Raw genomic sequence first — 17,891 nt, 5'->3', positions numbered from 1 at the left:
TCCGGGAGGTCGGCACACTAACGCTAACGTTTTAGTAAAGGACCCGGATTTCTTATGTCACAGACTTCTTTTAACAAAGCTCAGTTTCAGGCTGCACTGACGCGTCAGTGGCAGCATTTTGGTTTACAGTCCGCTTCCGAGATGACCCAGCGTCAATGGTGGCGCGCCGTAAGCGGTGCGCTGTCCGAGCTGTTGTCGGCTCAGCCGGTAGCGAAAGCGGCCGCAGGGCAGCGTCACGTAAACTACATCTCAATGGAGTTTTTAATTGGTCGCCTGACCGGCAACAATTTGCTCAACCTTGGCTGGTATCAGCAGGTCAGCGATGAGCTACAGGCGCATGACGTTAACCTGACCGACCTGCTGGAAGAGGAAATCGACCCGGGCCTGGGCAACGGTGGCCTCGGCCGTCTGGCGGCATGTTTCCTGGATTCAATGGCAACCGTGGGTCAGTCGGCCACCGGCTACGGCCTGAACTATCAGTACGGTCTGTTCCGCCAGTCTTTCGCTGACGGGCAGCAGATGGAAGCGCCGGATGACTGGGGACGTAGCAACTACCCGTGGTTCCGCCACAATGAAGCGCTGGACGTACAGGTGGGCCTCGGCGGTAAAGTGACTAAAAATGGTGAGTGGGTTCCGGCATTCGTGATTACCGGCGAAGCCTGGGATCTGCCGGTGCTGGGCTACCGCAACAACGTGGCTCAGCCGCTGCGTCTGTGGCAGGCTAAGCACGCGCATCCTTTTAACCTGACTAAATTCAACGACGGCGATTTCCTGCGTGCCGAACAGCAGGGCATTGACGCCGAAAAACTGACGAAAGTCCTCTACCCGAACGATAACCATCAGGCGGGTAAAAAACTGCGTCTGATGCAGCAGTACTTCCAGTGCGCCTGCTCGGTTGCCGATATTCTGCGTCGCCATCATCTGGCAGGTCGCAAGCTGGCAGAGCTGGCGGATTATGAAGTTATTCAGCTGAACGATACTCACCCGACGATTGCGATTCCGGAGCTGCTGCGCGTGCTGATTGACGAGCATCAGCTGAGCTGGGACGACGCCTGGGCGATTACCAGCAAAACTTTTGCTTACACCAACCACACCCTGATGCCGGAAGCGCTGGAGTGCTGGGATGAGAAGCTGGTAAAAGCGCTGCTGCCGCGCCACATGCAGATCATCAAACAGATTAACGACCGCTTTAAAACGCTGGTGGATAAAACCTGGCCGGGCGACAAGCAGGTTTGGGCGAAGCTGGCGGTGGTGCACGACAAACAGGTTCGTATGGCGAACATGTGCGTGGTCAGCGGCTTTGCGGTTAACGGCGTTGCCGCGCTGCACTCCGATCTGGTGGTGAAAGATCTGTTCCCGGAATATCACCAGCTGTGGCCGAACAAATTCCATAACGTCACCAACGGCATTACCCCGCGTCGTTGGATCAAGCAGTGTAACCCGGCGCTGGCCGCGCTGCTGGATAAAACGCTGAAGAAAGAGTGGGCCAACGATCTCGACCAGCTGATCAACCTCGAAAAATATGCTGATGACGCGACGTTCCGTCAGACGTATCGTGAGATTAAGCTGGCCAACAAGGTTCGTCTGGCGGAGTTCGTGAAGCGGCGTACCGGTATCGAGATTAATCCGCAGGCGATTTTCGATATTCAGATTAAGCGTCTGCACGAATATAAACGCCAGCACCTCAACCTGCTGAATATCCTCGCGCAGTACAAAGAAATCCGCGAGAACCCGCAGGCCGACCGCGTACCGCGCGTGTTCCTGTTCGGTGCGAAAGCGGCTCCGGGCTACTACCTGGCGAAGAATATTATCTGGGCGATCAACAAAGTTGCCGCAGCGATCAATAACGATCCGCTGGTAGGCGATAAGCTGAAAGTCGTATTCCTGCCGGACTACTGCGTCTCGGCGGCGGAAATGCTGATCCCGGCGGCGGATGTCTCTGAGCAGATCTCTACGGCGGGCAAAGAGGCCTCCGGTACCGGCAATATGAAGCTGGCGCTGAACGGCGCGCTGACCGTGGGAACCCTCGACGGCGCCAACGTTGAAATTGCTGAGCAGGTGGGCGAAGAGAACATCTTCATCTTCGGTCATACTGTGGAAGAAGTGAAAGCGCTGAAGGCCAAAGGTTACGACCCGCTGAAGTGGCGGAAGAAAGATAAGCTGCTGGATGCGGTGCTGAAAGAGCTGGAGAGCGGTAAATATAGCGATGGCGATAAGCATGCCTTCGACCAGATGTTGCACAGTCTGCTGAAAGGCGGCGACCCGTACCTGGTGCTGGCGGATTTTGAAGCCTACGTGGCGGCGCAGAAGCAGGTTGATGAGCTGTATCGCGACCAGGAAGCCTGGACGCGCGCAACGATTCTGAACACCGCGCGCTGCGGCATGTTCAGCTCCGACCGTTCGATTCGCGATTATCAGCAACGTATCTGGCAGGCAAAACGCTAAGGACAGGCCTATGGAGAGTAAACGCCTTGATAACGCTGCCCTGGCGGCGGGGATAAGCCCAAGCTACATCAATGCTCACGGTAAGCCGCAGTCTATTGCTGCGGCGACCAAGCAGCGGCTGCTTGATGCGATGCATCGTACAGCGACTGCCGTGAAGGCGACGGTTGATCCGCTGCCTGCGGTGCAGGTGTTCACCTATGGCAAAAAGATGTCTCTGCCGGTGGCGGGCCAGGGGGAGTTTCACTGGATCCTCACCACCGAAGAAGGGAAACAGTATCAGGGCCAGGCGCGTGGCGGAGAAACGCTGCCGCTGCCGGCAAAATTGCCGGAAGGGTATCACACGCTGACGCTGACTCAGGACGGCGAGCGCAGCCACTGTCGGGTTATCGTCGCGCCCGCGCGCTGCTATGAACCGCAGGCGCTGAAGGATGGTAAGAAGCTGTGGGGAACCTGCGTGCAGCTGTATACGCTGCGCTCGGAGAAGAACTGGGGAATTGGCGACTTCGGCGATTTGCGCGCTATGCTGCCGGAAATCGCTCGCCGCGGCGGCGCGTTTATTGGGCTTAACCCGATTCACGCGCTCTACCCGGCTAACCCGGAGAGCGCCAGCCCGTACAGCCCCTCTTCACGCCGTTGGCTCAACGTTATCTATATCGACGTCAACGCGGTAGACGATTTCCGTCACAGCAAAGAGGCGCAAAAATGGTGGCAATCATCGGCTACGCAGCAAGCCTTACAGGCCGCGCGCCAGACCGATGACGTTGACTATACCGCCGTGACCGCTCTTAAGCTCACTGCGCTGCGCATGGCCTGGAAAGGTTTTTCCGCGCGCAATGATGAGACGACGGCGGAGTTCCGTCAGTTTGTGACCCGTGAGGGCGAAAGTCTGTACTGGCAGGCGGCGTATGACGCGCTGCACGCCTGGCAGGTTAAGCAGGATCCGATGCGCTGGGGCTGGCCCGCGTGGCCGAAGGCTTACCAGGATACCGATAGCCCGGAGGTTAAAGCATTCTGTACCGAGCATGCCGACGAGGTGAATTTTTACCTGTGGCTGCAATGGCTCGCTTACACCCAGTTCGCCGAGTGCTGGCATACCAGCCAGAACGATGCCATGCCGATCGGCCTGTATCGCGATCTGGCGGTCGGCGTTGCGGAAGGCGGAGCGGAAACCTGGTGCGATCGCGAGCTGTACTGTCTGAAAGCCTCCGTCGGGGCGCCGCCGGACATTCTGGGTCCGCTGGGACAGAACTGGGGCCTGCCGCCGATGGACCCGCATATCATGGTGGCGCGCGCCTATGAGCCATTTGTCGAGCTGTTGCGCGCTAATATGCAAAACTGCGGGGCGCTGCGCATCGATCACGTGATGTCGGTGCTGCGTCTGTGGTGGATCCCTTACGGTGAGACGGCCGATCACGGTGCTTACGTTCAGTATCCGGTAGACGATCTGTTGTCGATTCTGGCGCTTGAGAGTAAGCGTCACCGCTGTATGGTGATCGGCGAGGATCTGGGAACCGTACCGGTTGAGATCGTCGGTAAGCTGCGAAAAAGCGGCGTTTACTCTTACAAAGTGCTCTATTTCGAAAATGACCACGAGAAGACTTTCCGTGCGCCGAAGGCGTATCCGGAGCAATCAATGGCTGTGGCAACGACGCATGACCTGCCAACGCTGCGCGGCTACTGGGAAAGCGGCGACCTGACGCTGGGGAAATCGCTTGGCCTGTATCCGGATGAGGTGGTGCTGCGCGGACTTTATCAGGATCGCGAGCTGGCGAAGCAGGGGCTGCTGGATGCTCTGCACCGCTACGGCTGTCTGCCGAAGCGTACCGGGCATAAAGCGTCGCTGATGGCGATGACCTCAACCCTGAATCGCGGTATGCAGCGCTATATTGCCGACAGCAACAGCGCGCTGCTGGGCCTGCAGCCGGAAGATTGGCTGGAGATGGCCGAGCCGGTCAATATTCCCGGCACCAGCACGGAGTATCCAAACTGGCGTCGCAAGCTCTCCACCACGCTCGAGGCGATGTTTGCCGATGAGCAGGTGAATAAGCTGATTAAGGATCTGGATAAGCGGCGTAAGTCGGCAAGTAAGAAGAAATCCGCCTGATTGGGAGCGTTAAAAAAGCCGGGAAGTGATTCCCGGCTTTGTATTTTCTGCTGAACCGATTAGAGTTTTGGCCCTGCGGCCACCAGCGCAGCGCCCGCTGGCGTATCGGTGTACTTCTCGAAGTTCTCGATAAACAGTTTCGCCAGCTGCTCCGCTTTTTCCTGCCACTGCTCCGGCGATCCGTAGGTGTTGCGCGGATCGAGGATATGAGTATCCACGCCCGGAAGCTCGGTCGGGATCTGCAGCTCAAACATCGGTAGCGTGAAGGTTTCGGCATTGTCCAGCGAACCGTCAAGGATCGCATCGATAATGGCGCGGGTATCTTTGATCGAGATACGTTTGCCGGTGCCGTTCCAGCCGGTGTTGACCAGATAGGCCTGCGCGCCGGAGGCCTGCATGCGTTTTACCAGCACTTCAGCGTATTGCGTCGGGTGCAGCGAAAGGAACGCGGCGCCGAAGCAGGCGGAGAAGGTTGGCGTCGGCTCCGTGACGCCGCGCTCGGTACCGGCCAGCTTGGCGGTAAAGCCAGACAGGAAGTGGTACTGGGTCTGGTCGGCGGTCAGGCGAGAAACCGGAGGTAGAACGCCAAACGCGTCGGCGGTCAGGAAGATAACCTTAGTGGCATGACCCGCTTTGGATATCGGCTTAACGATGTTTTCGATATGGTAGATCGGATAGGAGACGCGGGTATTTTCGGTCTTCGAACCGTCGTTAAAGTCGATGGTGCCGTCGGCCAGTACGACCACGTTCTCCAGCAAAGCATCGCGGCGAATCGCATGATAGATATCCGGTTCTGCGGCTTCTGAAAGCTTAATCGTCTTAGCGTAGCAGCCGCCTTCGAAGTTAAATACCCCGTCGTCGTCCCAACCGTGTTCATCATCGCCAATCAGGCGGCGTTTCGGGTCGGTGGAAAGGGTGGTTTTGCCAGTACCGGAAAGCCCGAAGAAGATAGCGACATCCTCTTTTTCCCCGACGTTGGCGGAGCAGTGCATGGAAGCGATGCCCTTCAGCGGCAGCAGGTAGTTCATGATCGAGAACATCCCTTTTTTCATTTCGCCGCCGTACCAGGTACCGCCGATCAGCTGGATGCGCTCGGTCAGGTTAAAGGCGACGAAGTTTTCGGAGTTCAGACCCTGCTCTTTCCACTGCGGGTTGGTGCATTTGGCGCCGTTCATCACGATGAAATCCGGCTCAAAGTTTGCCAGTTCTTCATCGCTCGGGCGAATAAACATGTTCTTCACGAAATGCGCCTGCCAGGCGACTTCGGTAATAAAGCGGACGCTCAGGCGGGTGTCGGCGTTAGCGCCGCAGAAGGCGTCAACGATGAAGAGACGTTTGCCGGAGAGCTGGCGGGTGACCAGTCCTTTCAGGTGCTGCCACGTTTCCTCTGACAGCGGTTTATTGTCGTTCTTGCCTTTGCCTTTATCAGCCCACCACACCGTATCGCGGGTGGTGTCGTCACGAACGATATACTTATCTTTTGGAGAACGGCCGGTAAAAATACCGGTATCTACGGCGATTGCACCAAGATTTGTTAATACGCCACGTTCATAACCTTCCAGATTGGGGGCGAGCTCTTCTTGATACAAAGTATCGTAGCTGGGGTTATGGACGATATCCTGGACGTCATTGATACCATAAGCCTTGAGATCCTGCGGGGTTAAACCATTATTAACGCGCATGTCACTGCTCCTTAGCCAATATGTACTGCTTTAAATTGTAGGGGTTATTACGGGGTATAGACCGCGACCAGGCTCATAGATTTACGTATCTCGACAAACGACGGACTTACGAAAAACGTTGTGACTCCTGTCACGAGGCATAGGGGATTATCTCAGGAATTGATGCGTCGGTGGGGGTAGATGTTTCTTAATGGTTAAAAAGTAATTAAAAAAACTGTTGAAATGTGAATGTAATCGCTTACCTGAAAGAAAATTACGTAACTCTTTCATGGGGAATCGATTCATCACGCGGATGAAAAAGGTTGACGTCAGGAACGAGAGGAGAGCTCGCTCCTGACGAATTGAGGATTAGTGGAGCTGCGGGTCGGCCGGAGAGGCGTTGTTGCGGATCTCGGCAATATCCATTGCATTAAAGATGTAATGATTTCCGCAGTAGTCGCAGTGCATATCGATCTCACCCTCATCGGCGAGGATGCTATCAATCTCCTCATCGGGCAGCGTTTTCAGCGCGCCGGCGCAGCGTTCGCGAGAGCAGGTGCACTTAAACTCGACGTTCTGCGGTTCGTAAACGGTGACTTCCTCTTCGTGATACAAACGCCAGAGCACATCGTTCGCTGGCAGGGTAAACAGCTCTTCAGCTTTGATGGTTTCGGTCAGCGTGCTCAGATGTTCAAAATCAGCCGCCTGCGCATCTTGCGCCGGCAGAACCTGCAGCAGCATGCCGCCGGCTATCGGTTTGCCTTCGTGCTCGCCGCTGCGGATGATCAGCCGGGTCGGCAGCTGTTCGGAACGCTGGAAGTAATCTTCCAGGCAGGCTGCCAGCGTGTCTCCCTCAAGGCCGACCACGCCCTGATAGCGCTCGCCCTCTTCCGGAGAGATGGTGATGACCAGATATCCGTTACCGACCATAGTTTTCAGATCCGCTCCATCCGGGATCTCGCCCTGGACGCGGGCTACGCCGCGCATCTGCTGCTGGTTGTTGCCGTTGATCACCGCCAGCGACAGCGGGCCATCGCCCTGCAGCTGAACGGTGATATCGCCAGCGAATTTCAGCGTCGCGGTCAGCAGACTGGTGGCGACCAGCAGTTCCGCGAGCACGGTTTTCACCGGCTGCGGATAGATATGGTTAGTCAGGATCTGTTCTAACGTTTCAGAAACTGTCACCAGCTCACCGCGTACGGCATAGTTTTCAAACAGATAGCGGTGTAATTGATCGTGTTGAGTCATAATCATCTCTCTTGCGGGCCACAGTTATTCACTATCGCCGTGTTTAAATCTCATCAGGTCGCGGCGCTCTTTCTTATCCGGACGCCTGTCGGGATGCGGCATGGTTAGCGCGTTCATTTTTCGCGCCAGCGCCATTTTCTCGCGTTTCTCGATGCTCTCTGCCGTCTCTTCATAGAGCGCGACGGCTTCGCTGGCAGGTCTGCGCTGTTCGGTAATGCCTTTTACCACGATAGTGCGTTCATCATTGCCCTGGCGGATCGTCAGGGTGGCGTTGAGTTCGACCACTTTTCCCGGCTTACTACGCTGTCCGTTGTAGTGTACCTTGCCGCCTTCAATCATCTCGCGCGCCAGCGCTCGGGTTTTATAAATGCGGGCTGCCCACAGCCATTTGTCCAGCCTGACGGCTACGACGGGTTTTTCTTTCATGGCCTCTCCTGTAGGGTCAGCGAGGGGATCAGATGCCGGTAGTCATTCAACCCGGGATGACGAACGTAGCTTTTTTCCGCCAGTCCGGAATCTGGGTTGGTGATGCCCAGGCAATAGCGGATGCCAAACTCCGCCGCCGCGTCCAGAATCGCCTCGTTATCGTCGACGAAGAGCGTATTACGCGCGTCGAAGCCGGTCTCTTCAGCCACAGCGTGCCACAGACGCTGATCTTCTTTCGGATAACCAAATGTGTGGGTGGAAAGCAATAAATCAAGGTGCGCATCCAGCCCGGTATGTTTTAGCTTCACCGCCAGATTGTGCGGATGCGCGTTAGTCAGCAAAATCCGGCGCTTACCGCTGGTTTTAAGCGCCTCAAGGAAAGGCACGGTATCATCACGCAGCGTCGCCCTTGGCCCCTGCTCGCTGGTCATCGCACAAATATCCAAACCCAGGCGCTCGCTCCAGTAGTCCAGGCAGTACCAGTTTAGCGTATGTTGCACGGCATGATATTCCTGGCGCATCGCGTCTCTGGCTTCCTGCAGGTTGAGCCCGCGCGCGGCGCCCCAGGTTACGGGAACCAGTTTTTGCCAGAAGTAGTTGTCGAAAGCGAGGTCGAGCAGCGTGCCGTCCATATCCAGCAGAACGGTATCAACCTCCTGCCAGGCGATATCAAAATGCATGGTAAGTCTCCAGCGAAGGGAAATTGCGCGACAGGGTATCACACCCCGCCGTACAGAGAATTATTCTTGCGGGTCCGGCGAGGAGAGCAGAACCGGATTCAGGCAGCTTTCGTAGTATTTCTGGATCTCTTCCTGGCGCTGGCGATGGCGCTGATAGCGACGAAAAGCCTGGATGCCGTGATACGCCGTGCAGCCCAGCATGGCCAGCAGCAGCAGCGTTGTCCCGAGGTAGCGCCACAGGCCAGTGCGGTCAGGGATACGGTGCAGGTTGATATGCTGCGTGCCGTTAGCATCGGTATAAAGGCTGGTGACGATACCTTCAGCCTGGAACGGCGTGTGCATCAACATGCTCGCCAGGCGCCGTAGTTCACTCCACTGCTGGTGTGCAGGGAAGTCGTATAATCCGGTGCTTGGCCAGGGCTGATTGACCAAGTCGCTGCCTTCATCGCTGGCAATCAGAAAACCGCCAGGCGCCGGGCTATTCAGCGCCTGAGCGGCACGTGAGGTTTCCCGACTGACGAACGGCGCGGTGGAGGTGGTAACCAGATTCTCCAGCGACTCCGCGCTTACCGGACGCAGCAGCACGTTAACCCCGTCCAGTTTGCCCGCGCTGGCGCGTTTGGTCAGCGTTTCCCAGTTACGGGTGTTACCAAGGTTAACCAGCGCATTCTTCAGGCGAACGCAATCGTCTTTCGCAGAGCACAGGTCGTTGGTTTTGGTGACGATATCGCCAAAGTCATCCAACAGCACCATGCCGGATTTCTGAATAGCGGAGCGTAGCGCCGGGCTGACCCGCGAATCGTCATCGGATTCGGGGTGGAGCTGGCGCTGAACGGTCTGCATCAGCGCGGCGGCCTTACTGACGATATCTGACTCCGGCAGGGGCAGGGGAGGCGCATCATTCCAGACGATTTGTGAACAATCGAACGGCATAAACGGCGAGTTCTCTTTTGCTGTCCACGCGCCCGGGGTGTGAATGTTACACATTCCCGAGCCTTTCAGGCGCAGCGTATCGCCAATGCGAATTTTCGATTTCTCCAGCTGGGCGACCGTAGTGGCTTCGATGGTCTGTGCGCCTTTTAGCCATGACAGCGTGAATTTAAACGGCATGTTTAGCGGAACGCTGGCCCACAGCATGACAACCACCAGTAGTGCTCCCAGGGCGATAATCGTGCTACGAAGCCAGTATTGAAGCGGGAAGTTTTTAACCTCATCGTGCAGCGACAGATAGCGTCCCTGGCGGACTACATGGCGGCTGAGATAGATGTCGATATCCGTTTGCTGGCCAAGGTCCTGCGCGATCCACGGTTGCCAGTGGCGCGGGTAGATGAGGTCAATAATGCCGAGAGAAATATTGTTGGTATGCTCCTGGGTGTTTTCACCAAACAACCCCCAGCGTTTAGGCATACCGCGCAAACAATGAATTTCCCGCAGCGACGTTTTGCGCGGCGGCGCGTAGATTCCCCATACGCTGGCAAGAAGTAGCAGTATACCGCCGCCGAGAAGCCAAGGCGAAAAGACGTCGGGGGCGATCAGGCTACAATAAAACAGCAGGAACGCGGAGACTGCCAGAATAGCTTCGCGAAGGCCGTCGGGGCGGCTCAGTGCGTGCTCTTCGGGCGTTTCCGGGCGGATGTTGAGCAGCTCAATTTGTTCGCTCTCTTCCCCGCGGATAGATGCCTGGGTCGCCGGGGCTTGTTCAAGGGCGAAACCACGGGACTCCTGCGGATAGTCGCTCAGCGTCTGCCCGTTAAGCGCAATCACCAGCGGTAGGCTCGTGGTGGAGATTAATTCGACGCTGTTCTCGTCATTAATATGTTGCTCCCAGAATGGGGGCAGATGAATTTCTACTGAATCAAGGAAGTAGCGCCATTTGTTGAGATCGTCCGTGGTGATGCCGTAGCGAGTGATCGCTCGGGTAACGCTATAAACGGTATCGCTCTGTTCGTTCAGCATCAGGTTTAGCGGCGCGGTACTGGCGCCTGAAGCTGGCAACTGCTGGTTGCGGCTGAGACTTTCGAGGTATTTTTCTACGGCGCTGCGCTCTTCATCGGAGAGGTTGCGCGTAGCGGCATCGCTAAAGGCGTGCAGCAGCGGCAGGCGGCGACGTCTGGCATGCGAGCGATACCACCACCCGATAAGCAATGCGCAGATTAGCAGAGCTAACAAAAATATCAGAAAGGTGCCCATGCCCATCCCATCATAGTTATTCTTTTCTTATTGGTATCGTCGGTTGCCATTCATCATGCAGGTAAAACAGCCGTTGCCATCGGCACTTATCCTGTCAAAGCGGGAACATTTATTGTGCAATGCAGCAGCATACAACCTTATCAAAAACGTTAAAATCCAGGAATCGGTATATTCTCAAATACTGGTCAACCTATTGACTTTTGAGTCTTTGTGATAATAGGTTTCAAAACGAAAAGGTTGCAACTATGTAAATTAGTGGCGAATTGGATTGCCGAAACCGTGCTGCGTATCGCACAATGCCCTCTGTAATCACAGCATAGACCGATGACAATGAGCAAATCATTACAAAAACCCACCATTCTCAACGTTGAAACAGTCGCGCGCTCGCGCCTTTTTAATGTTGAAAGCGTGGACCTTGAGTTCAGCAACGGGGTGCGCCGCGTATATGAACGGATGCGGCCTTCTACCCGTGAAGCCGTGATGATTGTGCCGATTGTCGATGACCACATAATCCTGATTCGCGAATACGCTGTTGGTACCGAGTCCTATGAGCTGGGCTTTTCGAAAGGCCTGATCGATCCTGGCGAAAGCGTTATGGAAGCCGCCAACCGCGAACTGAAAGAAGAGGTCGGATTTGGCGCGCAAAAGCTGACGTTTTTGAAAAAGCTCAGCATGGCTCCGTCCTATTTCTCCAGCAAGATGAATATCCTGGTGGCGGAAGATCTGTATCCGGAATCGCTGCCTGGCGATGAGCCAGAGCCGCTGCCGCAGGTTCGCTGGCCGCTATCGCAGCTGATGACGCTGCTTGATGAAGAAGACTTCAACGAAGCCCGTAACGTGAGCGCGCTGTTCCTGCTGCGGGAATGGCTTCAGGCTCAGGGGCGACTTTAACGCACTCGCAGGTAAAAAACGCCCGTTGCCTGCGGCGTGAATGCCTGTACCGCACCGCCTGGGCGGGTAAGGCGCCAGCCGCCTGGCTAGGCGGCGGGCAACGTCTCTAAAATGGTGACCATCAGCCAAAGAAAAAAGCGCCCGCAGGCGCTTTTTTTGTCAGAACAGTTCGTGAGACTCGCCCCCGCCATCGGTGATGGTGGTGCCCACTTCGTGAACGGCCTGCTGGGTAGGTTGAGTTCCCTCAATAAAGTACTCTGCGCGGCTGTTCCCGCCGCTGGCTAACTGACCGGTGCTGCGGTCAATGTTGACCGTAATAATGCCCGGCGGCGGCGTGAGCGGCTCTTCCGGTACGCCTTCCAGCACCCTTTTCATAAAATCATCCCAGGCCGGCTGAGCGCTTTTGGCGCCACCTTCGTAGCCCGATATCTGATTTTTGATGGCGCCGGAGGCGGTGGTGCGGCCGAGATCGCGACGGTGGTCGTCAAAGCCAATCCATACCGATGTCACCACGCCAGGGCCATAGCCGGAGAACCACGCATCTTTTGAGCTGTTAGTGGTCCCGGTTTTGCCGCCGATATCGTGACGCTGCAGGTCGCGGCCTGCTCGCCAGCCGGTACCCATCCAGCCGGGTTCGCCGAAGATATTGGTGTTGAGGGCGCTTTTAATCAGGAACGCCAGCGGCGTGTTGATCACGTGCGGCGCATACTCCGGAGCGCCACTTTGCGCGACCAGAGACTGGTTTGCCTGCGCCAGCTGCGGCTGCGGAGGAACGCCGGGATTTTGCGGATCCTGCGAGGTCGCTACGTCCTCAACGTCTTTATTTTCCAGCACATCAGACTTCGGCGTATCGCCGTAAATCACCGGAATATTGCACTGTGGGCAGGCAATTTTTGGCCGCTCTTCAAAAATGACGCCGCCCTGATCGTTCTCGATTTTGCTGATGAAATAAGGGCTAACCAGGAAACCGCCGTTAGCCATAACCGAGTAGCCGCGCGCAACCTGCAGCGGCGTGAACGATGCGGAGCCCAGGGCCAGTGATTCGGTCCGCACGATGTTCTGCGCCGGGAAGCCGAAGCGCTGCAGATACTCAGCCGCGTAATCCACGCCCATAGCCCGCATCGCGCGGACCATTACCACGTTCTTTGATTGACCCAAACCCTGGCGCAGGCGGATAGGACCCGCATACTGCGGCGGGGAGTTTTTCGGCCGCCAGTCGGAGCCGGAACCGGCATCCCAGCGGGAAATCGGCACGTCGTTGAGCATGCTCGCCAGGGTCAGGCCTTTATCCATCGCCGCGGTGTAGAGGAACGGTTTAATGTTAGAGCCAACCTGACGCAGCGCTTGAGTGGCGCGGTTGAACTTGCTTTGGTTGAAATCGAAACCGCCGACCAGCGCAATGATCGCCCCGTTTTGCGGGTTGATCGATACCAGCGCCGAGTTGACGTCCGGCACCTGCGCCAGCCACCAGCTGTTGCCTACCTGGCGAACCCAGACCTGTTGTCCGGTCTGCACGACATCGTTCACCTTACGCGGCGTGGCGCCCTGTTGAGTATCGGAGATAAAGCGCCGCGCCCAGCGGACGCCTTCCATATTCAGCGACACCGAGGTTCCGTTGCTCAGTAGCGCGACGGCTTCCTGCGGATTTGCCGAAGTGATAACCGCCGGAGAGAGCGGTCCGGAGCCTGGGATTTTTTTCAGGGTATCGATGATTTTCTGGTTATCCCACGGCGTTTCACCCACTTTCCACAGCACCTTTTCCGGCCCGCGATAGCCGTGGCGCATATCGTAATCCAGCACGTTATTCCGCACCGCCTGCTGGGCTGCCTGCTGATTTTTACGGGTGATGGTGGTGTAGACACGATAGCCGTCTTCATAAGCCTGCTCGCCGTAGCGGCTGACCATCTCCTGACGCACCATTTCGCTGAGATACGGCGAGGAGAAGGCGATTTCCGGGGTATGGTAGCTTGCGTCAATAGGCTGGCTACGCGCCTGATCGTACTGCGCCTGCGTGATGTAGCCTTCGCTCAGCATACGCGAGAGAACAACGTTGCGGCGGGCGGTTGCACGATCCATGGAATAGAGCGGGTTAAAGGTTGACGGCGCTTTAGGCAGGCCTGCAATCACCGCCATCTCGCTCAGCGTAAGCTGATCGACGGATTTGCCAAAGTAGACCTGCGCGGCCGCGCCGACGCCGTAGGCGCGATAGCCAAGATAGATTTTGTTCAGGTACAGCTCAAGAATTTCATCTTTATTGAGTAACTGCTCGATGCGGATCGCGAGGAAGGCCTCTTTCACCTTACGCATCAACGTTTTTTCGGGGCTCAGGAAGAAGTTACGCGCCAGCTGTTGGGTAATCGTACTGGCGCCCTGCGAGGCGTGACCGGAGAACATCGCGACGCTGGCGGCGCGGAAAATCCCGACAGGGTCAACGCCATGATGCTCATAAAAACGGCTATCTTCGGTGGCGATAAACGCTTTAATCAGCTCAGGCGGCATTTGCTGCAGCGTGACGGGAATACGGCGTTTTTCGCCATATTGCGCGATCAGCTCGCCATCCGCGCTATAGACCTGCATCGGGATTTGCAGGCGCACATCCTTCAGCGTTGCGACGTCGGGGAGCTGCGGCTCTATATATTTATAGAGACCAAAAATCGAGCCTGCTCCCAGCAGTACGCAACAGACTGCAAGGATAAAAAGATACTTTACGAACTTCACCGGAGATTTCTCATTTAGTTTTCATTGGGCAGTTTATAAACAAACGCGCAGTAGTATAAAGGCAAGCCTGGAGCATTGATATAGCGAAGCATATCGGCTGATAAGGAGATCGTAGGCATGGCTTTTAGAAACTGGCGCATAGGAATGCATATTCAGCAGGACCATATTGCTATTGTCGCGTTGTTGCATGAGCGCTCACGCTGGGCGCTGCGCCGCTGGTGGAATATCCCATTAATGCCCGGCACCGTGCGTCAGGGGATGGTAGTGGACGTTGAGTCGCTGGCCCACCAGTTGCAAAGCTGGCGGCGGGAGCTGCCTTTGCAGCATCAAGTCTGCATTGCCTTCCCGGCGGCGCGAACGCTGCAGAAGCAGCTCCCGCGTCCGCAGATTTCATTAAGAGAAAGCGAGCAGGCGACATGGATAACCAGCGCCATGGCGCAGCAGCTGGAAATGCCCGCCTCTTCGCTGTGCGTCGATTATGCCCAATCTGCTGCGGTCGATGGCTGGCGGGTTACCGCTGCGCAGCGCTTAGACGTCAACGCGCTATGCCGGCTGGCAACCCGCCTCAGGTTAAGAGTGGTGGGGATTGTCCCGGATGCCAGCGCGCTTAGCGCTTTTATCCCCTGGCTGCCGGTTGAAACGCAGGGGCTGGCGTGGCGCGACGAAGCGAGCTGGCTTTGGGCAACCGCCGAGAACTGGGGATACTGTTTGTGCAGCGACGCTCCCTCTTTTCCCCACATGGTTTCCCGGGTAAACGCCGGAGCATTTCGTCTCTGCACTTCAGCGCCGTGCGACGGGCAGAGCTTTGACGCCTGGAGCGTCATCGATCGCCTGCAGCCGCCTCTGCCGAGCTGCGGCGACAGCTATACCGTTGCTCTGGGGTTGGCGCTGGGAGCGCGCCAGCTATGAGCCACATCGTCAACTTTCTTCCCTGGCGCGAAACGCGGCGAAAACAGCGCCTGCGCATAGGCGGCCTGGTGAGCGTCGGTTTACTGCTTATCCTGCTTGCGGCGCTGCTTGCCCCACGGCTCAACAAACGGGCCGCTCACTGGCTGGCAACCGTTAAGCTAAACGCTGATAACCAGCTTTACAGCGCATTACAGCAGCGTGAGCGCACCATGCGTCAGCAGCTACAGCACAGGGAGCAACAGCGCCTGCGCCGCCTGCGGCGCGAAAAAACCGCCGCGTGGCAGCCAAGGCTGCAGGAGATAGCGGCGCGTATGCCGGAAGATGCCTGGTTAACCCATCTGGAATACCGCCAGAACGCTCTGTCGCTGAGCGGGCTAACGTTGAATCTTAAAGGGTTAGCCGCGCTGGAAAAGGCGCTGGCAAACATTAGCGGTTTTCTTCCGGCAAAGGCAGGGGAAACGCACCGCGATAGCGAAGGGCGCTGGCTATTTCACTTTTCCATGGTTGGAGAGGACGAACATGCGGGGGAGCATTGAACGCTTGCTGGCGGAGCGTAAAAGTCTGTTAGCAATACCTCTCCTGCTGGTTCTGATTGCCGCAATCGGGCGCTGGCTCATGCTGACTTCCCAGACAGAAACGCCAGTGGAGCTCTCGCCGCGCATACAGATGCAGTGGCGAAAACTGCTGTCGCTGGTGAGCGCGCTACGTGCCGCCGGAATAGATGACGCAGCGACCCAGCCATTTTCTCCCATTGAGCTCCCGGTGGCTGGGGTGGCGCTTATCGCCTGGCGGCCGATGGGCGGCGGGGGCGAGATGCAGCTGGAGGCTGACTGGCAAGCGGTGCCTGCGCTCTTTTCCTGGCTTGCCCGCTGCGGGATGCGAGCTACGGCTTTCTCTGTGCAGCCGGAAAAACAGGCTCTACGGTTGACTTTGCATCTGGGGGCGGAAGATGCGCCTTAAATGGTGGTACTGGCTGCTGTTCCCACTTCCGCTGCTGGCGGTGGAACGCGATCCGTTCCGCCCCCCGGTGGATCGCTGCCGGACGGCGCAGCTTAGCCAGTGGCGCTATGGCGGAGCTGTCGGCGACCCGCTGGCGCTTATTGGCATTTTGCAGGATAGCGCCGGGAAGTGGCGTCGGGTGAGGACGGAGACGATTTTACCCGCGGGCTGGCGGGTGACGCTGCTGACGGCAGAGAAAATAACCATATTAACCGGCCCCGGGTGTGAACCTGCACAGTGGGTCTGGCTGCGAAAGGGAATAAAGAATGATGCGATGGATAAGCCTGCTTTTTCTGCTCCTGCCGCTGATGGGCGACGCGGCAAAAAAGGATCTTCCCGTGTCGCTGGTCATCGATGATGCCCCGGTGGCTCAGGTACTCCAGTCGTTGGCGGAGCTAAAGCAAAAAAATCTCGTGATCGCACCTGACGTCAGCGGCTCGGTATCTCTTCATCTGAATGAGGTTCCCTGGCTGCAGGCGTTGCGATCGGTGATCGACAGCGCCGGTTTGACCCTTACTCAGCAAGGTTCGGTTCTCTACGTACACACCCAGGCGTGGCAAAAGGCGCAGCAGATGAACCTTGAGGCGGAAAGAGCAAAGCTTCTGCAGAATCTCCCTTTGCAGGGGCATAGCGTGACCCTTCGCTATGCTGATGCGGAGGATCTGGCTAAAGCCGGCGAAAAATTGCTGAGCGCTCGCGGACATCTGACGGTCGATAAGCGAACCAACCGTCTGTTGATTCGAGATGATGCCCGGCACCTTCCGGCGTTAAAAGCATGGGCCCAGGAGATGGATGTACCCGTAGGTCAGGTCGAGCTGGCGGCGCATATCGTTTCAATGAGCGAAACCAGCCTGCGGGAACTGGGCGTTAAATGGAGCCTGGCAGAAGCGAGCAGCCCGCCAGGCTCGGGTAAGTTAACCACCTTGAGCAGCAACCTGGCGGTAGGGGATGCCAGTACAAGGGCCGGGTTTAACATCGGCCGCATCAGCGGGCGGCTTCTGGAGCTGGAGCTCTCCGCGCTTGAGCGGAAGCAGCAGGTAGACATCATCGCCAGCCCTCGACTGCTGGCTTCGCATATGCAGCCCGCCAGCATTAAGCAAGGAAGCGAGATACCTTATCAGGTCTCCAGCGGCGAAAGCGGCGCAACCTCTGTGGAGTTTAAAGAGGCGGTGCTGGGGATGGAGGTAACGCCGACGGTGTTACATCAAAACCGCGTACGTTTAAAACTCAGAATTAGCGAAAATACGCCGGGCCAGGTGCTCAAACAGGATAATGGCGAAGTATTGGCTATTGATAAACAAGAAATAGAAACTCAGGTAGAGGTTAAAAGCGGCGAGACCCTGGCTTTAGGCGGTATCTTTGCGCAAAAAAATAAAACTTCTCGCGAGGGTATTCCTCTCCTTAGCGACATCCCCTGGTTTGGCCAACTGTTTCGCCGCGACGGCAAGGATAACGAACGACGTGAACTGGTTGTCTTCATCACTCCACGTATTCTGGCAGTGCATTAAGCGGGTTTTTCATGCTAAACACGTTTCAGGTGTTTGACGTGAGGACGGATTTAGCATACAAGGGGTACCGATTTGAGAGTCGGGTACGACATCAATCCTCCCTTTCTTGTCC

14 protein-coding genes are annotated in these 17,891 nt (G+C 56.8%); 8 read left to right on the top strand and 6 right to left on the bottom strand.

Annotated features, from left to right (window positions below):
- The first annotated feature begins 54 nt into the window (after window positions 1-54).
- Together malP and malQ are read left to right on the top strand one after the other, a co-directional pair.
- Complete coding sequence (gene malP / locus HMPREF3178_RS26180; RefSeq protein WP_004106468.1) at window positions 55-2,445, top strand: maltodextrin phosphorylase; 2,391 nt, start codon at window positions 55-57, stop codon at window positions 2,443-2,445.
- A gap of 10 nt (window positions 2,446-2,455) precedes the next feature.
- Window positions 2,456-4,549, top strand: coding sequence for a 4-alpha-glucanotransferase (gene malQ / locus HMPREF3178_RS26175; protein ID WP_017145314.1), 2,094 nt, complete (start codon window positions 2,456-2,458; stop codon window positions 4,547-4,549).
- A 59-nt stretch (window positions 4,550-4,608) separates the two neighbouring features.
- Here the strand turns inward: malQ and pckA are convergent, their stop codons facing one another.
- The 5 genes from pckA to HMPREF3178_RS26150 all read right to left on the bottom strand — a co-directional run bounded on the left by pckA (window position 4,609) and on the right by HMPREF3178_RS26150 (window position 10,754).
- Complete coding sequence (gene pckA / locus HMPREF3178_RS26170; RefSeq protein WP_004106463.1) at window positions 4,609-6,231, bottom strand: phosphoenolpyruvate carboxykinase (ATP); 1,623 nt, start codon at window positions 6,229-6,231, stop codon at window positions 4,609-4,611.
- A gap of 348 nt (window positions 6,232-6,579) precedes the next feature.
- Window positions 6,580-7,464 (bottom strand): Hsp33 family molecular chaperone HslO, encoded by an 885-nt coding sequence (gene hslO, locus HMPREF3178_RS26165; RefSeq protein ID WP_017145315.1) that lies wholly within the window; start codon window positions 7,462-7,464, stop codon window positions 6,580-6,582.
- A gap of 18 nt (window positions 7,465-7,482) precedes the next feature.
- Complete coding sequence (gene hslR / locus HMPREF3178_RS26160; RefSeq protein ID WP_004115998.1) at window positions 7,483-7,884, bottom strand: ribosome-associated heat shock protein Hsp15; 402 nt, start codon at window positions 7,882-7,884, stop codon at window positions 7,483-7,485.
- Entirely contained in the window at window positions 7,881-8,564 is a 684-nt protein-coding gene (gene yrfG, locus HMPREF3178_RS26155) for a GMP/IMP nucleotidase (RefSeq protein ID WP_017145316.1), read from the bottom strand. The genes hslR and yrfG overlap by 4 nt, the downstream gene beginning before the upstream one ends.
- A 60-nt stretch (window positions 8,565-8,624) precedes the next feature.
- Window positions 8,625-10,754 (bottom strand): intracellular growth attenuator family protein, encoded by a 2,130-nt coding sequence (locus HMPREF3178_RS26150; protein ID WP_004106455.1) that lies wholly within the window; start codon window positions 10,752-10,754, stop codon window positions 8,625-8,627.
- 330 nt (window positions 10,755-11,084) lie between these two features.
- Between HMPREF3178_RS26150 and nudE the strand changes: the two genes are divergently transcribed.
- Window positions 11,085-11,645 carry an ADP compounds hydrolase NudE gene (gene nudE / locus HMPREF3178_RS26145; protein WP_004106453.1) on the top strand — a complete coding sequence of 187 codons (561 nt, stop codon included), beginning with the start codon at window positions 11,085-11,087 and terminating at the stop codon, window positions 11,643-11,645.
- Between the two features lie 159 nt (window positions 11,646-11,804).
- On the opposite strand, the gene mrcA is transcribed toward nudE, so the two are convergent.
- On the bottom strand, window positions 11,805-14,363 hold the full coding sequence (gene mrcA / locus HMPREF3178_RS26140) for a peptidoglycan glycosyltransferase/peptidoglycan DD-transpeptidase MrcA (protein ID WP_017145318.1): 2,559 nt from the start codon (window positions 14,361-14,363) through the stop codon (window positions 11,805-11,807).
- 117 nt (window positions 14,364-14,480) lie between these two features.
- Between mrcA and HMPREF3178_RS26135 the strand changes: the two genes are divergently transcribed.
- Genes HMPREF3178_RS26135 through hofQ form a run of 5 tightly spaced genes read left to right on the top strand, consistent with a single transcriptional unit; the run spans window position 14,481 to window position 17,779 of the window.
- Window positions 14,481-15,272, top strand: coding sequence for a type IV pilus biogenesis protein PilM (locus HMPREF3178_RS26135; RefSeq protein WP_004115994.1), 792 nt, complete (start codon window positions 14,481-14,483; stop codon window positions 15,270-15,272).
- The gene (locus tag HMPREF3178_RS26130; RefSeq protein ID WP_004115993.1) at window positions 15,269-15,808 is read left to right on the top strand and encodes a PilN domain-containing protein; all 540 of its coding nucleotides are present in this window, start codon (window positions 15,269-15,271) and stop codon (window positions 15,806-15,808) included. Before HMPREF3178_RS26135 ends, HMPREF3178_RS26130 begins: the two co-directional genes overlap by 4 nt.
- Complete coding sequence (locus HMPREF3178_RS26125) at window positions 15,792-16,232, top strand: HofO family protein (RefSeq protein WP_017145319.1); 441 nt, start codon at window positions 15,792-15,794, stop codon at window positions 16,230-16,232. The genes HMPREF3178_RS26130 and HMPREF3178_RS26125 overlap by 17 nt, the downstream gene beginning before the upstream one ends.
- The gene (locus HMPREF3178_RS26120) at window positions 16,222-16,629 is read left to right on the top strand and encodes a HofP DNA utilization family protein (RefSeq protein ID WP_032704790.1); all 408 of its coding nucleotides are present in this window, start codon (window positions 16,222-16,224) and stop codon (window positions 16,627-16,629) included. Before HMPREF3178_RS26125 ends, HMPREF3178_RS26120 begins: the two co-directional genes overlap by 11 nt.
- On the top strand, window positions 16,538-17,779 hold the full coding sequence (hofQ, locus tag HMPREF3178_RS26115; RefSeq protein ID WP_017145320.1) for a DNA uptake porin HofQ: 1,242 nt from the start codon (window positions 16,538-16,540) through the stop codon (window positions 17,777-17,779). Before HMPREF3178_RS26120 ends, hofQ begins: the two co-directional genes overlap by 92 nt.
- Window positions 17,780-17,891: the final 112 nt, after the last annotated feature.

This window comes from Klebsiella sp. HMSC09D12 (assembly GCF_001808475.1).
Lineage (GTDB): Bacteria > Pseudomonadota > Gammaproteobacteria > Enterobacterales > Enterobacteriaceae > Klebsiella > Klebsiella oxytoca.
Note: the sequence above shows the minus strand (reverse complement) of the source record. Positions and strands in the feature narration are given on the sequence as shown.